We start from the raw sequence: 17346 nt of genomic DNA on the forward strand, positions 1-17346 counted from the left end.
AGCTGGACATGGCTCGACTGCTATCGGTGAACGTCGGACTTCCACGCGACATCGCGTGGAAGGGTCGCACCGTACACACCGGGATCTGGAAAAATCCGATGCTTGGCCGCTGTCGCGTCGGCCGGTTGAATCTGGACGGAGACGGTCAAGGGGACCTGAGCGGCCACGGGGGTGAGCAGCGAGCCGCCTTCGTCTACCAGATCGAATCCTATCGCTACTGGCAGGAGCAGCTGAAGAGGACCGACTTCGTCCACGGACAGTTCGGCGAGAACTTCACGATCGAAGGATTGCCCGACGACGCCGTTTGCATCGGCGACCGTTATCAAATCGGCGGCGCACTGTTCGAGGTCACTCAACCTCGCGTGACCTGCTATCGCGTCGGTATCAGGATGAACGAACCGCGGATGCCGGCACTGCTGACATCCAGCGGACGGCCGGGATTCTACTTCCGCGTCCTAAGGGAAGGCGACGTGGGCGCCGGCGACGAAATCGTGAAGGTGGGAGAGGCGAACGAGCGAATGACCGTCGCCGAGATCAACGCGCTTCTCTATTTGCCCGATCATGCGCGCGATCGATTGGAGCGCGCCTTGCGGATCGAGGCGCTTTCGCCCGGATGGCGCGCGTCGTTTGAGGCATTGCTGCAGAGCCAAACGACTGCTGCGGGGAGTGGCAACGCGGGGCTCGCGCCGGCAGCAGCTGCGCATCCGGTTGCATCGGGATTTCGGAGGCTCGCGGTGGCGGCAATCGATCAGGAGTCCGCGGACGTCCTCTCTTTGTCGATGCGGCATCCGGACGGTCAGCCGTTGTTACAAGCTCTGCCCGGTCAGTACGTCGTCCTGCGTCTTCGACGCACCGGCGACGGCCCGCCACTGTTTCGCAGCTACTCGCTTTCGGGTCCCCTCTCGACGGAGCGCTATCGGATCAGCGTGAAGAGCGAGCCGAATGGAGCGGCTGGAACCTACCTGCGGGAGCATGTCCGGGTGGGCGATGTTCTCGACGTCAGCTTGCCGCGCGGAAGCTTCATTCTGCAGTCCGGAGAGCGGCCCGTGGTGTTGCTCAGCGCAGGAATCGGGGCGACGCCTGTTCTGGCGATGCTGTATGCGCTGGCGGCGGCCCGCTCGACACGGCAGATCTTGTGGCTGCACACGGCTCGCGACCGGCAGCATCATCCATTTGCCGCCGAAGTCCGCCGCCTCATGCCCGCGCTCACCCACGGCCGCAACTTTGTTTGCTACAGCAGGCCGGGCCCGCGCGACAAGGCGGGCGAGGATTTCGACGCTCCCGGTCACCTGTCGCGATCGATCTTCGATGAGGTCGGCATCCCCAAAGAGGCGGATGTCTATCTCTGCGGGCCGACCCGCTTCATGGCGGACATGAAAGAAGCGCTCGCAGCCTCGGACGTGGCGCCGGCGCGGATTCATGTCGAAATCTTCAACGGCAGCGAGTCGAGGACTCCCGGCGTCGTCGGCGCGGCGACGCGAGCCCCACATCTGTCCAGCGATGACGCCAACACCGGTCCGCTGGTATCGTTCGCGCGAAGCGGCATCGCCGTACACTGGAAGGCGTCAGCCTACCAGAGCATTTTGGAGCTGGCCGAGGCGTGCGACGTTCCCGTACGTTGGTCGTGCCGGACCGGTGTTTGTCACAACTGTGAGAGCGGTTTGGTCTCGGGCGCGGTCGCCTATGGACCGCAGCCACTCGAGATGCCGGCCGACGGCAACCTTCTCGTTTGCTGCTCGCAACCTACCCGTGACGTCGTCATCGATTTGTAAATCCTGACCGGGATTCGATTCCCGATTGAAGGACCGTCACGGTTCACTTCCGGGAATCCCGCACAGCCGGAATTTCCTTTACTGAACTGGCTCCGCGCTCCGCGAAACGATGGCGGTCTCGGGCCGCAAGCTTGTCGTCATCGGGCCAGGTTCGGCGGCCGGGGAACGTGAGCGTCCCCGCAACGTACCGTCGGTGAGGAGTGACGTTGCGAACACTCCGAGGCCGCCGAGCGCAAACAATGTGCCGACCCATCCGGTCGAGGTCCATCCATACCCGGCGGCGATGGTGAGACCGCCGGTCCACGCACCGAGCGCGTTTGCGATATTGAAGGCGGAATGGTTGAGGGCGGCGGCAAGCGTCTGCGCATCCGCGGCGACGTCCATCAGCCGGGTCTGCAATCCCGGAACGACGGCGAATCCGGTCCCGATCACCAGCACGTTGGCCACGGCAAGCCAGGCATGGCCAGCCGTAAAGACCAGCAGACCGAGCACGGTTGCGTTCCACACGAGAAGGCCACCGATTGTGGGCAGCAGGGCGCGATCAGCCAGCCAGGAGCCAGCGACGTTGCCGATAATCATGCCTGTACCGAACACGCAAAGCACGAATGGCACGAGGGCCTCGCGAATGCCGGCGACATTGACGAGCGTCGGCGTGATGTAGCTGAACACGGCGAACATGCCGCCCGAGCCGACCGCGCCGATGCCCAAGGTCAGCCAGACCTGCAGGCGACGGAGAGCGCCGAGCTCGCGGAACGGGCTGGCGTCCCGATCGGCTGTATCCGCCGGAACGAAGCGCCATATCAGCAGAATGGTGAGGGCGCCAATGGCGGCGACGGCGGCGAAGGCTGCCCGCCATCCCAGCGCCTGCCCCAAGGAAGTTGCGAGAGGCACACCCAGCAGTGTTGCGACCGCGAGGCCCAGCATCACACGGCCCACGGCGCGGGCGCGCTGGTTCGGCGGCGCCATGTTCGCGGCGACGAGCGAAGCTACGCCGAAATAAGCTCCGTGCGGCAACCCGGTCAGAAACCGCAGCACGACGAGCCAGCCATAGTCGGAAGCGAGCGCGCTCGCGACATTGCCGACTACAAAGACGGTCATCAAGGCAAGCAGCAGCATTCGCCGCGACAGCTTCGCGGCCAGAACGGCAATCACTGGCGCGCCGACCACCACTCCGAGCGCATATGCGCTGATGACGTGCCCCGCCACCGGGATCGACACACCGATATCGCCGGCGACATCAGGGAGCAGCCCCATGATGCCGAACTCGCCCGTCCCGATGCCGAAGCCACCGACGGCCAGCGCGAGTTCCGCCAGATACACAGAAGAGGACTGGCCCGGCGAGGACCTGGCTGGTTCGAGCGCAACGGGCGTCATGGGGAGATCTCGTCAACAACAGACAGCGGGAACCGGGGGCGGGCCCGGATCCGCTAGGGATGGACTTATCGCATTGCAATATGGCCCTTCGCATCTGCAAAATTAGCGCTATATAACCGGAAGCACTTCACGGAATTTGCAGGTATTCGGTGCATGCAATCAGCGAAATGGCGGTTTTCATCGAGGTTGCGGAGCAAGGCAGCTTTTCCGCCGCGGGGCGTCGACTGGGCCTCGCTTCCTCGGTGGTGGCCGATCGGGTGAAAGGTCTCGAGAGCCGCCTTAGGGTGCGGTTGCTGGCGCGCACGACAAGGCGTCAGTCCCTTACCGAAGCCGGAGCGATCTATCTGCGGGAGGCCCGGGCGATTTTGGCCACCATCACGTCGCTGGAAACAAGGCTGTCAGAACAGAGCTCGACGCCATCGGGCGTTTTGAAGGTGACCGCTCCCGCGCCGGTCGGGCGACGGTGGATCGCTCCATTCATCGGTGACTTCGTGCGACGGTATCCTGCCGTGCGCGTGCACCTCACTTTGGAGGATCGCTTCGCCGATATTGTCGGAGAGGGGTTTGACGTCGCGATCCGAGGCGGGCCGGTCGTCGATACCGCGCTGATTGGCCGGCGCCTGTTCGAGACGCGCCGTGTCGTGGTGGCTAGTCCGGATTATCTTGCGCGGCATGGGCGACCGGCAAGTCCTGACGACCTCGCCAACCATGCCTGTATCGTCTTTAACAACCAACGGCATTTCCATGCCGAGTGGCGTTTCGGGCGCGGCGACAGCGCCAGAAATCTTCGGGTGACCGCCACACTTGCTGCAACCAACTCCGAACTGCCGGTGATCTGGGCCCTTGCGGGAGCGGGCCTTGCTCAGAAGTCCTGGTGGGAGGTCGCCGATCACGTCACGGCAGGTCGGCTCGTGACGGTGCTCGATCCGTTCGAACCAGAGCCGGCAACTTTCTTCGCGATCCATCCGGTGAGTAGCGCGCAGTCGCGCAAGATCGCACTGTTCGTCGATGAATTGGCGATCACATTGAAGGGACTATCTCTTGGTGGGGAGGCATCATGAAGTTGGCCGCGCCGGTCATCGCAACCTAATTTAAGGGCGGCAGCCGGATCGTTGATCGCGTGGAAACCGTTGGCTAAGGGGATCGCCCCGCCTTCGCAGGCGATGGCGGTTTCAATCCATCCCACGCGGCGGCGCCAGCGGAGAACCCTACTCCGCTGCGAGCTGCCGCGGCGCCGGCGGCGGATTGACGAGGTCGGCGGCCAATTGCGCGTATCGCGCCTTTGCATCGGCCACCGACTTCTCCTTCACGGGTCCGTAGCCACGGATGCGATCGGGCAGCGACAGCAGTTCGACCGCGGTATCCAGCGTCAGCGGCGACAGCACGGAGAGCACGTGGGCCACGTCCTTCTCGTAGCCGGCGATCAGATCGCGTTCGAGCCTGCGGTCGGCGCTGTGGCCGAAGATGTCGAACGGCGTGCCGCGCAAGCCGCGCAGGCCTGCCAGGATCTTGAACAGCGGCAGCATCCAGGCGCCGAAGGCGCGCTTGCGCGGCCTTCCCAGGGCATCCTTGCCGCCGGCCAGCATCGGCGGCGCGAGGTTGAAACTGATCTTGAAGTCGCCGTCGAACTGATCGCGAAGCTGCTTTTCGAACTTGCCGTCGGTATAAAGCCGCGCCACTTCGTACTCGTCCTTGTAGGCGAGCAGCTTGGCGTAATTGATCGCGACCGCGCGCGGCAGCGCCTCGCCGAAGCCGCCATTGACCGCGGCGTCGCGCACCAGCTTCACCAGATTGCGGTAGCGCTCGGCGAGTTTGGGGTTCTGGTAATCGGTCAGCAGCGCGCTGCGGTGCGCGATGATTTCATCGAGCGACATCGCGTCCAGCGTTTTCGGCGCCGTCGTTTCATCCTGGCCTTTCAGCATGGCCACCAGTCGCGCCGGATCGGCCGCCGCCAGCCGTCCGAGCTTGAACGCCTCGGTGTTCATCTTGATCGCGACGCCGTTGATCTCGATCGCCTGCTCGATCGAAGCCGCCGACAGCGGCAACAACCCCTTCTGATAGGCATAGCCCATCATCATCATGTTGGTGGCGATGGAATCACCGAGCAGGATCTCGGCGGGTTTGGTGAAATCGAAAAACGACGAGTCCTTGCGCAGCGCCGTTTCCAGCACGGCGTTGACCTTGCGGCTCTGGAAATTGAAATCGCGGTTCATGATGAAATCCGCGATCGGAATCAGATGGGTGTTGATGACGCCATGGGTTCGGTTGGATTCGCACAGCGAGATCGTATCCTTCGCAACCGCCACGACTTCGTCAGCGGCAATCACGAGATCGGCGGTGCCGGTAACGATGCGCGAACAGGTGACGTCGGCGGTGTGTTCGGACAGCCGGACGTGGCTCAGCACCGCACCGCCCTTCTGCGCTAGGCCCGACATGTCCAGGATCATGCTGGCCTTGCCCTCGATATGCGCGGCCATGCCGAGCAGCGCGCCGATGGTCAGCACGCCGGTGCCGCCGACGCCGCCCACGGCGACGTTGTAGGGCCGCTCCAGCGAAGGCCGCGACGCGGGTTCTGGCAGTTCGCCGATATCGCCGACACCGGCCGGCGCACGGCGGCGCAGCTTGCCGCCATCCACGGTGACGAAGGACGGACAAAAGCCCTTCAGGCAGGAATAGTCCTTGTTGCAGGTCGACTGGTTGATGGTGCGCTTGCGCCCAAGCTCGGTCTCCAGCGGCTCCACTGATATGCAGTTCGACTGCACCGAACAATCGCCGCAGCCTTCACATACCGCGGGATTGATGATGACGCGGCGGGCTGGATCCTCCAGCGTTCCCCGTTTGCGGCGGCGGCGTTTTTCGGCGGCGCAGGTCTGCACGAACACGATGGCGGAAGCGCCCTTGACCTCGCGCAGCGTCTTCATGACCGCATCGAGTTGGTCGCGATGCGCGGTCTTGGTGCCGGGCGCGATTTCGGATGCCGGATAGGCGTCGGGATTTTCCGACACCAGATAGATGTCGCGGATTCCTTCCGAGTGCAGCTGGAAGGTGATCTGCTGCGGCGACAATTCGCCATCGACATGCTGGCCGCCGGTCATCGCGGTCGCGTCGTTGTAGAGGATCTTGTAGGTGATATTGGCTTTCGACGCGATGGCCTGGCGGATCGCGAGGCTGCCGGAGTGGAAATAAGTGCCGTCGCCGAGGTTGGCGAACACGTGCCGTTCATCGGTAAAGGGCGCCACACCGACCCAGGGCACGCCCTCGCCGCCCATATGGGTGAAGGTCTCGGTGTTGCGGTCCATCCACAGCGCCATGAAGTGGCAACCGATGCCGGCAAAGGCGCGGCTGCCATCCGGCACCTTGGTCGAGGTGTTGTGCGGACAGCCCGAACAGAAATACGGCGTGCGGGTAATCGGCGCCACCGCCTGCATCTGGGTGGCCTGGCGGCCGTTGAACCAGTCGGCCTTGGCGCGCAGCATGGCGGCGATTTCGGGATTGAGGTTGAGGCGCAACAACCGCTCGGTCAGCGAACTTGCCAGCGAGGCGACGCTGAGCTCCTCCGCAAAGGGGAGGAAGCGCTTGTCGTGGTCGTCCATCTTGCCGATGATGCGCGGCCGCACATCGTCGCGCCAGTTGAACAATTCCTGTTTGACCTGGTTCTCGACGATCTCGCGGCGCTCTTCGACGATTAGTATTTCCTCGAGGCCAACAGCGAATTCGCGCACGCCTTGCGGCTCCAGCGGCCACGGCATGCCGATCTTGTAGAGCCTAAGACCGATCTTGGCGGCGACCTCAGGCGTAACGCCGAGTTCGCGCAGCGCCTGCCTGATATCCTCGTAGCTCTTGCCCGAGGCCATGATGCCGAACCGCGCGTTCGGCGAATCCATGGTGATGCGGTTGACCTTGTTGGCGCGCGCAAAGGCGATCGCGGCGAACCCCTTGTAGTCCTGCAGGCGGCGGTCCTGATCGTAGCGGTCGTCGGGCCAGCGCAGATTGAGTCCGCCCGGCGGCATCTCGAAATCGGCGGGGATGATGAAGGGTTTCATCTCGTCGGTGAGGTCGATCTCGGCCGTGGTCTCGACGGTCTCGGTGATCACCTTCATTCCGACCCAGCAGCCGGAATAGCGCGACATCGCGATCCCCAACAGCCCCATCTCGATCATTTCATGGATGCTGGAGGGATAGAGATAGGGCATCAGCGCCGAGATGAAGGCATGGTCCGACTGATGCGGCACGGTGGAGGATTTTGCGCCGTGATCGTCGCCGGCAAGACACAGCACGCCGCCGTTTTTGGCCGAGCCTGCCGCGTTGCCATGGCGAAACACGTCGCCGCAGCGGTCGACGCCCGGACCCTTGCCGTACCAGATGCCGACCACGCCATCGTGCCTGGCGCCGGGCGAAAGATTGAGTTGCTGCGAGCCCCAGATCGCGGTGGCCGCGAGGTCTTCGTTCACACCGGGCTGGAATTTGATGTTGTACTGCTCGAGGTGTTGTCGGGCGGCAAACAGCTGCTGGTCATAGCCGCCAAGCGGGGAGCCCCGGTATCCCGTCACAAAACCGGCGGTGTTGAGGCCGGCGGCCCGGTCGCGGCGAATTTGCGCCATTGGCAGGCGGACCAGAGCCTGAATTCCGGTCAGGAAGACGTGACCCGACTCCTGGGTGTATTTCTGATCGAGACTGATCGGACCCTGGTTGATTCCCATTCCGCCCTCTTAAGTCTTTGGCCCCGACCGCTATTTCAGCTAATCATGCCATTTGCAAAATCCAGTCTATGTCGGTTTCCGCGCCCCGCGCACCACAATTCTCGGCAATGGAGCCCCCCATTCCCGAATCGCAATTTCATGCCGGAGCAGGCCGGCCCTGTTTGCGTGTTATGTCCCCGCAAGGTGCCGGCGCGAAACGACGTGCCGGTCTCATCGGCCGGTTTCGCGCTATATTGCCGCCAGGGAGAGACAAATTGCTGCAGGGACGATATCGCGCCGGGCGAGCGATTCTCGCGGCCGTGCTTTTGTGCACTGCGTCAGCTTCAGGCCAGGCGCAGTCCGAGCCCTCGGCCGAGACCATCGCGCGCGGCAAGGCGCTGAGCGAAGCGGCCGACTGCGCCAGTTGCCATACCGCCGATCCCGCCCGGCCATTCGCCGGCGGCAAGCGCATCGACACTCCGTTCGGCGGGATCTATTCGCCGAACCTGACGCCCGATCGCGACACCGGCATCGGCGCCTGGAGCGACGAACAATTCACCCGCGCGCTGCGCCATGGCATCGCGCCCGGCGGTTCACGCTATTACCCGGCGTTCCCCTACCCCTATTTCACCAAAATGACCCGCGACGACCTGCTGGCGATCCGCGCCTATCTCGCGACGCTGGCGCCGTTGCGCAATACGCGGCCGCCGTCGGAATTGCGCTGGCCGCTGAATTACCGCGTGGTGATGCGCGTCTGGGATTTTCTGTTCTTCCAGCCCGGCATTTTCGAGCCGGACCAGCAGAAGAGCGCGGAATGGAATCGCGGCGGGTATCTCGTCACGGGCGCCGCGCATTGCGGAGCCTGCCACACGCCCAAGAACCTGTTCGGCGCCGACAGGCGCGACCGACGGTTCGGCGGCGGGCTGGTGCAGGGCTGGTTCGCGCCGCGGCTCGACGGTGCCGAACGCAGTGGGCTGAAATCGTGGAGCGTCGACGATATCGTCGAATACCTGCAGAGCGGCCGCAACAGCCGCAGCAACGCCGACGGCTTGATGGCGGAGGTCGTGGTCAATTCGACCTCGAAGATGAGCGACGCCGATGTCCGCGCGATCGCCGTTTATCTCAAGGAACTTGCACCGGTCGCGCCGGAGCCGGCGGTCAGCCCGCCGCCGCAGGCCGACATGGCGACGGGTGCCGCGGTCTACGCGCACGCCTGCATCGCCTGCCACGAGGCCGACGGGTCGGGCGCGCCGCGAATCTATCCGCCGCTGCCGAGCAACGCCAACCTGCAGTCCGCTGACCCCTCCAGCACGCTTCGCATCGTCCTCGACGGCGCGCAGACGGTGACGACGGCCCGCGCCCCCAACCCCGGATCGATGCCGGCTTATGCCGGAAAGCTTTCCGATCAAGAGATCGCCGATGTCGTCAATTACATCAGGAACTCATGGGGCAACGCCGCGCCCCTGGTGACGCCGGCGCAGGTTACGAAGGCGCGGGCGCAGTAGGTGGGAGTCATCGTGTCCCGGACGCGGTGCTTTATGTTTGATGCTTTGGCCCTGGTCATTCCGGGATGGTCCGAAGGACCAGACCTCAGATGTGCAATTGCACATCGGGGAATCTCGAGATTCCGGGTTCGCGTCTTCGACGCGCCCCGGAATGACTCTCAAATCGAACGCTCGTGTGCCCTCCTTGCAGCATCGCGGGTTCCCCTGTTTCCCCCTGCCAAGTTCCCTCAGCACAACCGCAAAGATCGGCGTCGAATCAGGAACCCACGCCGCTCCCAACCATTGTCCTCCCGGTAATAGACGGAGGAACCATATGGCCTACGAACGCAATCCCAATGACCCCTATCGTGGCAATCCTGCCGACGATCCCTATCGCGTCAATCCCGCGGATGCGGATAACGAGTACCGCCGCGCAGCCCGTCTGGACAATGAATTACAGCCGGATCCCGAACTCGCCGAAGGCCCCGCCAGCGGCGGCAGGATCGCGCTGTTCGCCGTCGCCATCGCCGTGGTGCTGGGTGCGGTTTTTTACGGCCTGAACAACTCATCGATCAATCAGGCCGGCACGTCTTCGACCGCGCAGAACACCACGCAGTCATCGCCGCCCGCAACGCCTGGGGGCGTGCGTGACGTGACCCCTCGCGCCAATACGGCACCGGGAACGACCACCGGTGCAGCGCCGGCGAAGCCGCAGACGCCACCGTCCTCGGCCCCGACGGGCCAGGACATGAACCGGTCCGGCAACCCGCCGGCCGACAACGCAGCGCCTGCAACCAATCCGGCGCCGAACAAGTAGCGGCACAAGCAGTATCGATCCAGGTAACCGCGCGGCGGCCATGCATCTGGCCGCCGCGCTTTTCTTTGGGCGTCAGCCGAACATCTTGTTCAATTCGCCGCCGGGATAGCCGTTGCCGAACTCCGTGAACGTTCCCTTCTCCGCGATCTCGCGCGCCGCGCGCATGAACCCGCCCCATGCGGTCCGCGCCAGCGACCCGCCGATACTGATGCGGCGCACGCCGAGATCGGCCACCTCAGTCGCGCTAAGGCCGACCCATCCCTGCAGGAGATTGACGGGCTTGGGATCAACGGCCTTCACCACCGCCGCGATCTGTTCCTTGGTCTGGATCCCCGGCGCGTACAGGCAATCCGCGCCGGCCTCCGAATAGGCCCGCAGCCGGTCGATCACCATGTCCAGGTCGGGCTGCCCGACCAGAAAACCCTCGCAACGGCCGGTCAACACCACGCCGCTGTTGTCGGCATCGATCGCCGCCCGCGCCGCCCTGATGCGCTCGATCGCGAATGCGCGCTCGTAGAGCGGTTTTGCCGCATCGCCGGTGGAATCCTCGATCGACAATCCGGCAACGCCGGTCTTGACGGCGCGGGCGACGTTGGCCGCGACTTTCTCCGGCTTGTGCGCGAAGCCGCCCTCGAAATCGGCGTTGACGGGCAGATCGACCGCATCGCAGAGCGCGGTGAGATGCGCCAGCGCGTCTTCGAGGGTGACGCGATTGTCGGCCTTGCCGATCGACCACGCAAAGCCCGCGCTGGTCGAGGCGATCGCCTTGAAACCGAGATGCGCCAGCGCCTTGGCACTGCCGACATCCCAGGGGTTGGGCAGCACGAAGCAGCCGGTCTCGTGGAGCTTGCGGAAGGTGGCGCGCTTGTCCGCTGTCGTGATCGACATGGTCTCTCCCTTCTCTGTCTTTGCTTGCATGCAACGATAGCACAGCAGGCGGCCCGCGCTATGCGACCACCTGGCGCAAAAATGTTCGCTCCTCCGCCAGGATGAATTTGTTCGCCTCGGCAAAGCCAAAATTGGCCATGCCCTCCTTGTCGGTGCGAAGCCGCGCCCGATAGGCCTCATAGGCCGCAAGACTCTCGAAGGAAATCAGCGCGAACGCGACATTATTGGTGCCTTCATGCGGCATCCAGTAGCCGATCAGATCGCCGCCGCAGCGCGAAATGATGGCGAGCCAGCGTTTGGCATATTCCTCGAACATCGCGCGCTTGAATGGATCGATCTGGTAGCGGATGAAGACGGTGACGGCCAAGGGAACCTCCGGGGTTTTTCCGATCATGCCAGCCTAGCCGCTTGATTGACGTCGATGCTTCGGTTATCATCGAACTATGAAAGCAGGTCCCGATATCGCCATGGTCGCCTCGCTGGTCGGCGATCCCGCGCGCGCCAATATGCTGACGGCGCTGATGACCGGCCGAGCGCTGACCGCGAGCGAGCTGGCGCACGAGGCCGGCATCATGCCGCAGACCGCCAGTTCGCACCTGGCGAAGCTGGAGGCCGGCGGACTGATCGAGCAGGAGAAACAGGGACGCCACCGCTATTACCGACTCACCGATCCCGATGTCGCCGGCGTGCTCGAAGGCCTCGAGGGCATTGCCGCACGCGCCGGTCATATGCGCGTTCGCACCGGGCCGAAGGATCCGCAATTGCGCCGGGCACGGATTTGCTACGATCATCTGGCCGGCGATCTCGGCGTGCAGATGCTCGACAGCATGAAGAAACAACGGCTGGTGCGGCAGAAGAAACAGGACATCGAGCTGACCGCCGAGGGCGAACGCTTTCTGGCGAACAGCCTGCAGATATCGGCCGAAACCCTCGCCCATCCGCGCCGCCCGGTGTGCAAGGCCTGCCTCGACTGGAGCGAGCGGCGCCATCATCTCGCCGGTACGCTCGGGGCGGCCATCATGAGCCGATTCACCGAATTGAAATGGGCCGCGCGCGATGCCACTCCCGGCAGCCGTGTCGTCAATTTCAGCCGCAATGGCGAGAAGCGCTTTGCCGCGTTGTTCGGGTCAGGCGAATAGCGGCGCGCCGATCGCACCTCACCGGAATTTGTGGTCATGGCCGGCCCTGTCCCGGCATCCACGCCCTGCTTTCCTGCTATGTCGTCGAAACGTGAACGCCCGGCACAAGGCCGGGCATGACGAGCGCAAACCCTGGACCTATCCCATGCATCGAATTTTCCTGGCAGTTTCTGCCGGCACCCTGCTCTTCCTGCCCTGCATCTCAGCCACCGCCGCGGAACCGGCGCAGCGCGAACCCTACGGCATCGGCCTGGAAGGCTTTGCCTATCCCTACCCCGTCAGCATGCTGCCGCTGGTCAATGACGGCGAGCAGGTGCGGATGGCCTATATGGATGTAGCGCCGGCGCAGCCGAACGGCCGCACCGTTGTGCTGCTGCACGGCCGCAATTTTCCGTCGAGCTACTGGGCGCCGGTCATCAAGACCTTGAATGACAAGGGCTACCGCGTGCTGGTGCCGGACCAGATCGGTTTCGGCAAATCCTCCAAACCCTCGGCCGACCTGCATTTCGACACGCTGGCGCGCAACACCATCGCGTTGCTCGACCACCTCCAGATCCCGAAGGCCGATATCGTCGCGCATTCGCTGGGCGGCATGCTCAGCGTGCGCATCGCGCGTGACTATCCCGACCGCGTTGCCCACCTGTTGCTCGCCGCGCCCATTGGGCTCGAGGATTACCGGTTCTATGTGCCGCCGACGCCGACCGAAAAGATCATCGAGACCGAGGACAAGCTGACCGCCGACGGTTACCGCAAGCAGCTGGAGGTCAACTACTCCCTGAAACTGCCGCCGGACCAGGTGACGCCGTTCATCGACGCGCGGTTCAATATTAAGGGCAGTTCGGAATATCCGCGCTGGCTGCGCGCCTTCGTCAGTTCGGCGCAGATGATCTACCGCGAGCCGGTGGTGCACGAAATTCCGCTGATCACCGAGCCTGTGCTGTTCATCATGGGCGCCGACGATCACAACGCGCCGGGCAAGCCGAATGCGCCGGAGGCGCTGCGGCCGAAGATGGGCCACAACGCCGAACTCGCCGAGGCGCTGGCGGCCAAAATGCCAAACGCGCGCGCCGAGGTGCTTCCGAATGCCGGGCATCTGGTGTTTCTCGACGCGCCGGCCAAATTCAACGAGCTGATGCTCGCCTTCCTGGCGAAGTAGCCCCCGCGTACCCGGCAATGCGATCAGGCGCCAACTGACAGCGTAACTTTGCGCGCAAGCCCGCGGGCCGGCCGCAAACGACCTGTTGACGAGAGGGATTTCATATGTAAGATATTTCTTACATATGAAATAGGAGTGCTTCGGTTGAGGAAGGGCGACAACATGCTGGCCGTGCTGGCTGCGCTGGCCAATCCTCACCGGCTGCGGATCGTGGCCACGCTAAAGGCTGGCGGACGCAACTATGTGAGCCGACTCGCGCGCGAGATCGGCATCAGCCGTCCCCTGCTCCATTTGCATTTGCAGAAGCTGGAGGACGCCGGACTGGTGTTCAGCAAACTCGAACTCTCGGACGATGGAAAAGCGCTCAACTATTTCGCCACTACCGATTTCGCCATCGACTTGCGACCTTCGACGATCGTTGATGCCGTCAAGACGTTAACGCCCCAAAACGCCAAATCCGACTGAAAGGGAGACCAAGAATGACCGACCATTCCACCGTCTTTTCCATCATGACAGCGCTCGTGCTCCTCACGATCGTGTTCGTCTTCGGCATGAAATACTTTTCCGCCGCGCGGCAAACGACGGCCTTGGCAGACAATCAGGATGCATATCGGAAACTCGCCGAGCTTGCCGCGACCGCTCAGTCGACGAGCGCCGCGTCGTTATCCGCGCTAGAGTCGGATTTTGCGGAGATGAAATCGCGGCTGACGTCGATCGAGAAGATTCTCAGCGAGGTCTAGGTCCACTCACCGGCGAACGCCGGCGCCAGAAATATTAAGGTGTGTCCATGTCGCCTCAGTCGCAACTCGATCTGACGCCATCGATCTTGTTCTTTCCTCTGCTGGTGTCGACCGCTTTCGTCGCTCTGTGCTCCTTTGTTCATGAGCCGGCGCGGCAGCGGTTTAGCGCGATATTTCTGGCGGGCGCTGGAGCCGCATACCTTAGTGACGGATTCGGGCTCTGGGAGTTCGGCTTCTGCGCCGTCATTACCCTCCTCGCCTATCGAGGATTGGATAACTATCGGGCGATCGCAATCGGTTGGGCGCTCCACACATGTTGGGACATCGCGCACCATCTTTATGGAAACCCGATCATTCCCTTCGAGGCGAGTTCCTCGATTGGATGCGCCGTCTGCGACCTTGGTCTCGCAGCCTGGTATTTCATCGGCGCCCCGACGATCTGGAAAATTCGCTTCGGTACGGCGGCTTGAGCTAAACTCTCCGCGCCCCGGTCTCTCCCGCGCTTGACGGAAACGGGACGCACACGCCGGCCAAATTCAACGAGCTGATGCTCGCCTTTCTGGCGACGTGATCGCGGCGAAGGCAGGGACGGCAAGTTCGGTCCCTGCCTCCATCAATGACGTCAGTTCCTGAAGCACTTCTTGCCGTACGGCCCGGGATGCCAGCCCGGAGGACAGCTAAACAGCGGACGGCACGCACCGGCCGGTCCGCGGTGGAAGCCGGGGCCGCAGCCCTGCGCAACCCGGATGATTTCGTTCGGTGCGGATTTATCGACCGGATAGACCGGCATCGCCTGGGCGGACGCCGCCATCAGGCCGAGACCAACGGCAAACGCAGATGCAACAAGCAGCTTCATGGACTTTTCCCTTCCTCATGATTCGCCGCGACGCGGCGGTTTTCGAATTTACGCCAACAAGAACTGACGCAAACAAAATGGCCGTCCGGTACTGGCGGCCCGCCTCACCAGCGGTGACGGCGCCAGTGGCGGTGCCATCCCCAGTGACGGCGATGCCAACGGTGCCAGCCCCAGTGACGCCGGTGCCAGTGCCGATGCCAATGATGGCCCCAGCGCACCTGCTCAGGCCTGAGATGATCGACATCGTCCTGCGTGACCACAGCGGGTTCAGCGGCGTCGCCGGGCCGCGCCACGAGATGCTGCTCCGCTGAAATCGGTGGCAATGCTGCTGCCTTCGCGCTCGCAGCGAGCACCGTAGCGCCCGCGGTTATTCCAAAGGCGAGTTTCAGAAAGTGCCGGCGTTCCATGATATCGCATCCCCCTGCGCAATCGTGAATGACGCGGGAGAGTTTGATGGCGCCGAGATGAACGGTCGCTGAACCACGCGTTCAGGGTGTAATGCGATGCAACAACTCTAGGTCGTCCCCGCGAACGCGGGGACCCACACGCCGTGAACTCTCGATCGAAAGACGGCGCCAGCGTCTCGCGTAAAATTAGCGCCGGTGGATATGGGTCCCTGCTTTCGCAGGGACGACGATAGCTCTGAGATACCTCACCCCACTGCAAATTCTTCCGCCAGCACAAAGATCTCGCGCGTGCGCGTGACGTCAGGCCAGCAGCGGTCGAAGTCGGCGACCAGCGTCTTCATCGCCTCGCCGCCCACGGCGCGATCGAGCGACGCCTGATCGGCGAACTGATAGCTCGCCACATGCACCGCGGGATCGCCGACGCTCCAGCTCCGCCACGCCTTCTTCACGCCGAACGCCTTCGCCGCGTCGGGCAGATGTTCGCTGTGATACCACTCATCAAACGCCTTGCGCCTGGAGGGATCGGCGACGGTGGCGCGGACGACGAAAAAGGCTGCGGGCATGGGCTTTCTCCCGGTCGACACGGTTTCACTCTCGTCATTCCGGGGCAGCCTGAAAGGCTGAACCCGGAATCTGGAGATTGTAACTTCGAAATTCCGGGTTCGCGCTGGCGCGCGCCCCGGAATGACGGGGCTCAACGATAGCCTAACGCCAACCCTAAACCCACCCACCCCGCGCCATGATCGCGGCACAGAGCACGATGATGACGATCGCAAGCAGTTCGCTGTGAATGACCGCGGTGACCAGCCTCAATTTCCTGGCGCCGATCGCAGGCACCAGCCCGGCCGTCAACGCCCCGCGCCACGACAGGAATTCCATCGTCGGGATGATCGACAGCAGTCCGATCACGATAAACAGCGAGAACTTGGTCAGGAAGGCGTAGCTATGGAAATAATAGCTCGCCCCCTTCTCGAAAAAGAACACCCGCAACAGCCCGACAACGAGTAGCGCACCCGCCGCGACGCCGAGCACGAGGTCCGTGACCTGCAGCCTGCGCGCCGACGCCAGCGTCAACTCGGAGCGGATCAGCACAAACTCGATTGCGACGGCAGAAACCAGCGTGAAGGCACAGAGGTGGTGGAGAAAGGCGAATAGGGTTGACATAGTGCGCGCTTCCTCCAGCTAGCTCGGTAACTTGCCGCCGACGGACCTATAAAACTGAGCAAGCTGGTTGGCGAGAAGAGAGCCTAAAAGCTCCTCCATCTGCGAAACGTCGATCCTGCCGTCGCGGAAGGCCAAGTCCGCAGCGTCCAGAGCGTCGAAATACGGCTTGCGGTTGTCGACAATCTGATCTGGAATCGTGGGTGTGCCAGGCAAAATCGAACCCGCACGAATTGAAAGCACCACGTAGGAAACGATGCGCGACGTCCGTCCGTTCCCGTCTGCAAACGGATGAATCCAGTTCAGCCGCCACATCAAATAAGCCGCGAGGTGAATCGGCGTACTGTGTTCCCAATGATCGTTGACGTAGTCGCACATGTCTTCGACGAGTTCGGGAACGCGATGGGCTCCAACGGGTTCATGCTTGCTGCCCTCGATAGTAACACCACCCGGACGATAGTTTCCCGCGTAGGAACTGATCCCCGCAAGCGCTTCGCGCTGCAAACCGAGGATAAGCGAAGGCCGGAGCTTGAACGATCCCCGATCGAGCGCACTTTGGATCGCGCCGATCGCCGCGTCGTATTGCCGAAAGCCGTTCCTTGCCTCGGCGGCGGCTTTCGCTTTGGGGTCGGTGATCAATTCAGGTTCGAGCGCGCGGCTGTCCCGCCGGTCGCGCTCGTCACCCGTCATTTTTTATCCTCAGCCAACTTCTCGGCTTCGCGATCGACCATTTCCCGGGTAATCAGCTCGTTTTCGAAATGCGTATTGCCGTAGACAAAGCTGCGCCGCTGCTGCTCCCGATGTTCCGGCGTCGGCTTGGCAGTCTTGGCGGCTTCAAGAAGTTTTTTCAGAGCGTCGGTCATGAAAGCAATA

General features: G+C 63.1%; 19 protein-coding genes. 9 read left to right on the forward strand and 10 right to left on the reverse strand.

Annotation, left to right across the window (positions count from 1 at the left end; genetic code table 11):
* Nucleotides 1-8: 8 nt before the first annotated feature.
* Nucleotides 9-1772 carry an MOSC and FAD-binding oxidoreductase domain-containing protein gene (locus tag B5527_RS24330; protein ID WP_079603811.1) on the forward strand — a complete coding sequence of 588 codons (1764 nt, stop codon included), beginning with the start codon at nt 9-11 and terminating at the stop codon, nt 1770-1772.
* Nucleotides 1773-1850: 78 nt separating this feature from the next.
* On the opposite strand, the gene B5527_RS24335 is transcribed toward B5527_RS24330, so the two are convergent.
* The gene (locus B5527_RS24335; protein WP_079603812.1) at nt 1851-3146 is read right to left on the reverse strand and encodes an MFS transporter; all 1296 of its coding nucleotides are present in this window, start codon (nt 3144-3146) and stop codon (nt 1851-1853) included.
* A 167-nt stretch (nt 3147-3313) separates the two neighbouring features.
* On the opposite strand from B5527_RS24335, the gene B5527_RS24340 reads away from it, so the two are divergent.
* Entirely contained in the window at nt 3314-4207 is an 894-nt protein-coding gene (locus B5527_RS24340) for a LysR family transcriptional regulator (RefSeq protein WP_079603813.1), read from the forward strand.
* A 147-nt stretch (nt 4208-4354) separates the two neighbouring features.
* On the opposite strand, the gene B5527_RS24345 is transcribed toward B5527_RS24340, so the two are convergent.
* Nucleotides 4355-7846, reverse strand: a complete 3492-nt coding sequence (locus B5527_RS24345; RefSeq protein ID WP_079603814.1) for an indolepyruvate ferredoxin oxidoreductase family protein — start codon at nt 7844-7846, stop codon at nt 4355-4357.
* A gap of 254 nt (nt 7847-8100) precedes the next feature.
* Between B5527_RS24345 and B5527_RS24350 the strand changes: the two genes are divergently transcribed.
* Nucleotides 8101-9330 (forward strand): cytochrome c, encoded by a 1230-nt coding sequence (locus B5527_RS24350; protein WP_425305022.1) that lies wholly within the window; start codon nt 8101-8103, stop codon nt 9328-9330.
* A 313-nt stretch (nt 9331-9643) separates the two neighbouring features.
* Nucleotides 9644-10126 carry a lipase chaperone gene (locus B5527_RS24355; RefSeq protein ID WP_079603816.1) on the forward strand — a complete coding sequence of 161 codons (483 nt, stop codon included), beginning with the start codon at nt 9644-9646 and terminating at the stop codon, nt 10124-10126.
* Nucleotides 10127-10198: 72 nt separating this feature from the next.
* Here the strand turns inward: B5527_RS24355 and B5527_RS24360 are convergent, their stop codons facing one another.
* Both B5527_RS24360 and B5527_RS24365 read right to left on the reverse strand, forming a co-directional pair.
* Entirely contained in the window at nt 10199-11014 is an 816-nt protein-coding gene (locus B5527_RS24360) for an isocitrate lyase/PEP mutase family protein (RefSeq protein ID WP_079603817.1), read from the reverse strand.
* 58 nt (nt 11015-11072) lie between these two features.
* On the reverse strand, nt 11073-11381 hold the full coding sequence (locus tag B5527_RS24365; RefSeq protein WP_079607464.1) for an NIPSNAP family protein: 309 nt from the start codon (nt 11379-11381) through the stop codon (nt 11073-11075).
* A gap of 76 nt (nt 11382-11457) precedes the next feature.
* Here B5527_RS24365 and B5527_RS24370 point away from each other — a divergent pair, with 76 nt between their 5' ends.
* From B5527_RS24370 to B5527_RS24390, 5 genes are all read left to right on the forward strand, one after another.
* Nucleotides 11458-12153 (forward strand): ArsR/SmtB family transcription factor, encoded by a 696-nt coding sequence (locus tag B5527_RS24370; protein ID WP_079603818.1) that lies wholly within the window; start codon nt 11458-11460, stop codon nt 12151-12153.
* 145 nt (nt 12154-12298) lie between these two features.
* Entirely contained in the window at nt 12299-13309 is a 1011-nt protein-coding gene (locus B5527_RS24375) for an alpha/beta fold hydrolase (protein WP_079607465.1), read from the forward strand.
* Nucleotides 13310-13471: 162 nt separating this feature from the next.
* The gene (locus tag B5527_RS24380; RefSeq protein WP_079607466.1) at nt 13472-13774 is read left to right on the forward strand and encodes an ArsR/SmtB family transcription factor; all 303 of its coding nucleotides are present in this window, start codon (nt 13472-13474) and stop codon (nt 13772-13774) included.
* 14 nt (nt 13775-13788) lie between these two features.
* A complete protein-coding gene (locus B5527_RS24385) occupies nt 13789-14049 on the forward strand; it encodes a hypothetical protein (RefSeq protein WP_079603819.1) in 261 nt (86 codons plus the stop codon).
* Nucleotides 14050-14096: 47 nt separating this feature from the next.
* Nucleotides 14097-14519: a DUF6010 family protein gene (locus B5527_RS24390; protein WP_079603820.1), complete on the forward strand. Its 423-nt coding sequence runs from the start codon at nt 14097-14099 to the stop codon at nt 14517-14519.
* 152 nt (nt 14520-14671) lie between these two features.
* Here the strand turns inward: B5527_RS24390 and B5527_RS24395 are convergent, their stop codons facing one another.
* The 6 genes from B5527_RS24395 to B5527_RS45465 form a co-directional block, all read right to left on the reverse strand.
* Nucleotides 14672-14905 (reverse strand): GCG_CRPN prefix-to-repeats domain-containing protein, encoded by a 234-nt coding sequence (locus tag B5527_RS24395; protein ID WP_079603821.1) that lies wholly within the window; start codon nt 14903-14905, stop codon nt 14672-14674.
* Nucleotides 14906-15009: 104 nt separating this feature from the next.
* Nucleotides 15010-15312, reverse strand: a complete 303-nt coding sequence (locus B5527_RS24400; protein ID WP_079603822.1) for a twin-arginine translocation signal domain-containing protein — start codon at nt 15310-15312, stop codon at nt 15010-15012.
* A gap of 245 nt (nt 15313-15557) precedes the next feature.
* Nucleotides 15558-15875: a hypothetical protein gene (locus tag B5527_RS24405; RefSeq protein ID WP_079603823.1), complete on the reverse strand. Its 318-nt coding sequence runs from the start codon at nt 15873-15875 to the stop codon at nt 15558-15560.
* 154 nt (nt 15876-16029) lie between these two features.
* Nucleotides 16030-16476 carry a DUF2214 family protein gene (locus tag B5527_RS24410; protein ID WP_079603824.1) on the reverse strand — a complete coding sequence of 149 codons (447 nt, stop codon included), beginning with the start codon at nt 16474-16476 and terminating at the stop codon, nt 16030-16032.
* Nucleotides 16477-16494: 18 nt separating this feature from the next.
* Nucleotides 16495-17163 (reverse strand): Fic family protein, encoded by a 669-nt coding sequence (locus tag B5527_RS24415; protein ID WP_079603825.1) that lies wholly within the window; start codon nt 17161-17163, stop codon nt 16495-16497.
* A complete protein-coding gene (locus B5527_RS45465; RefSeq protein WP_172842645.1) occupies nt 17160-17336 on the reverse strand; it encodes a hypothetical protein in 177 nt (58 codons plus the stop codon). The genes B5527_RS24415 and B5527_RS45465 overlap by 4 nt, the downstream gene beginning before the upstream one ends.
* Between the last annotated feature and the right edge of the window lie 10 nt (nt 17337-17346).

This window comes from Bradyrhizobium erythrophlei (genome assembly GCF_900129425.1).
Lineage (GTDB): Bacteria > Pseudomonadota > Alphaproteobacteria > Rhizobiales > Xanthobacteraceae > Bradyrhizobium > Bradyrhizobium erythrophlei_C.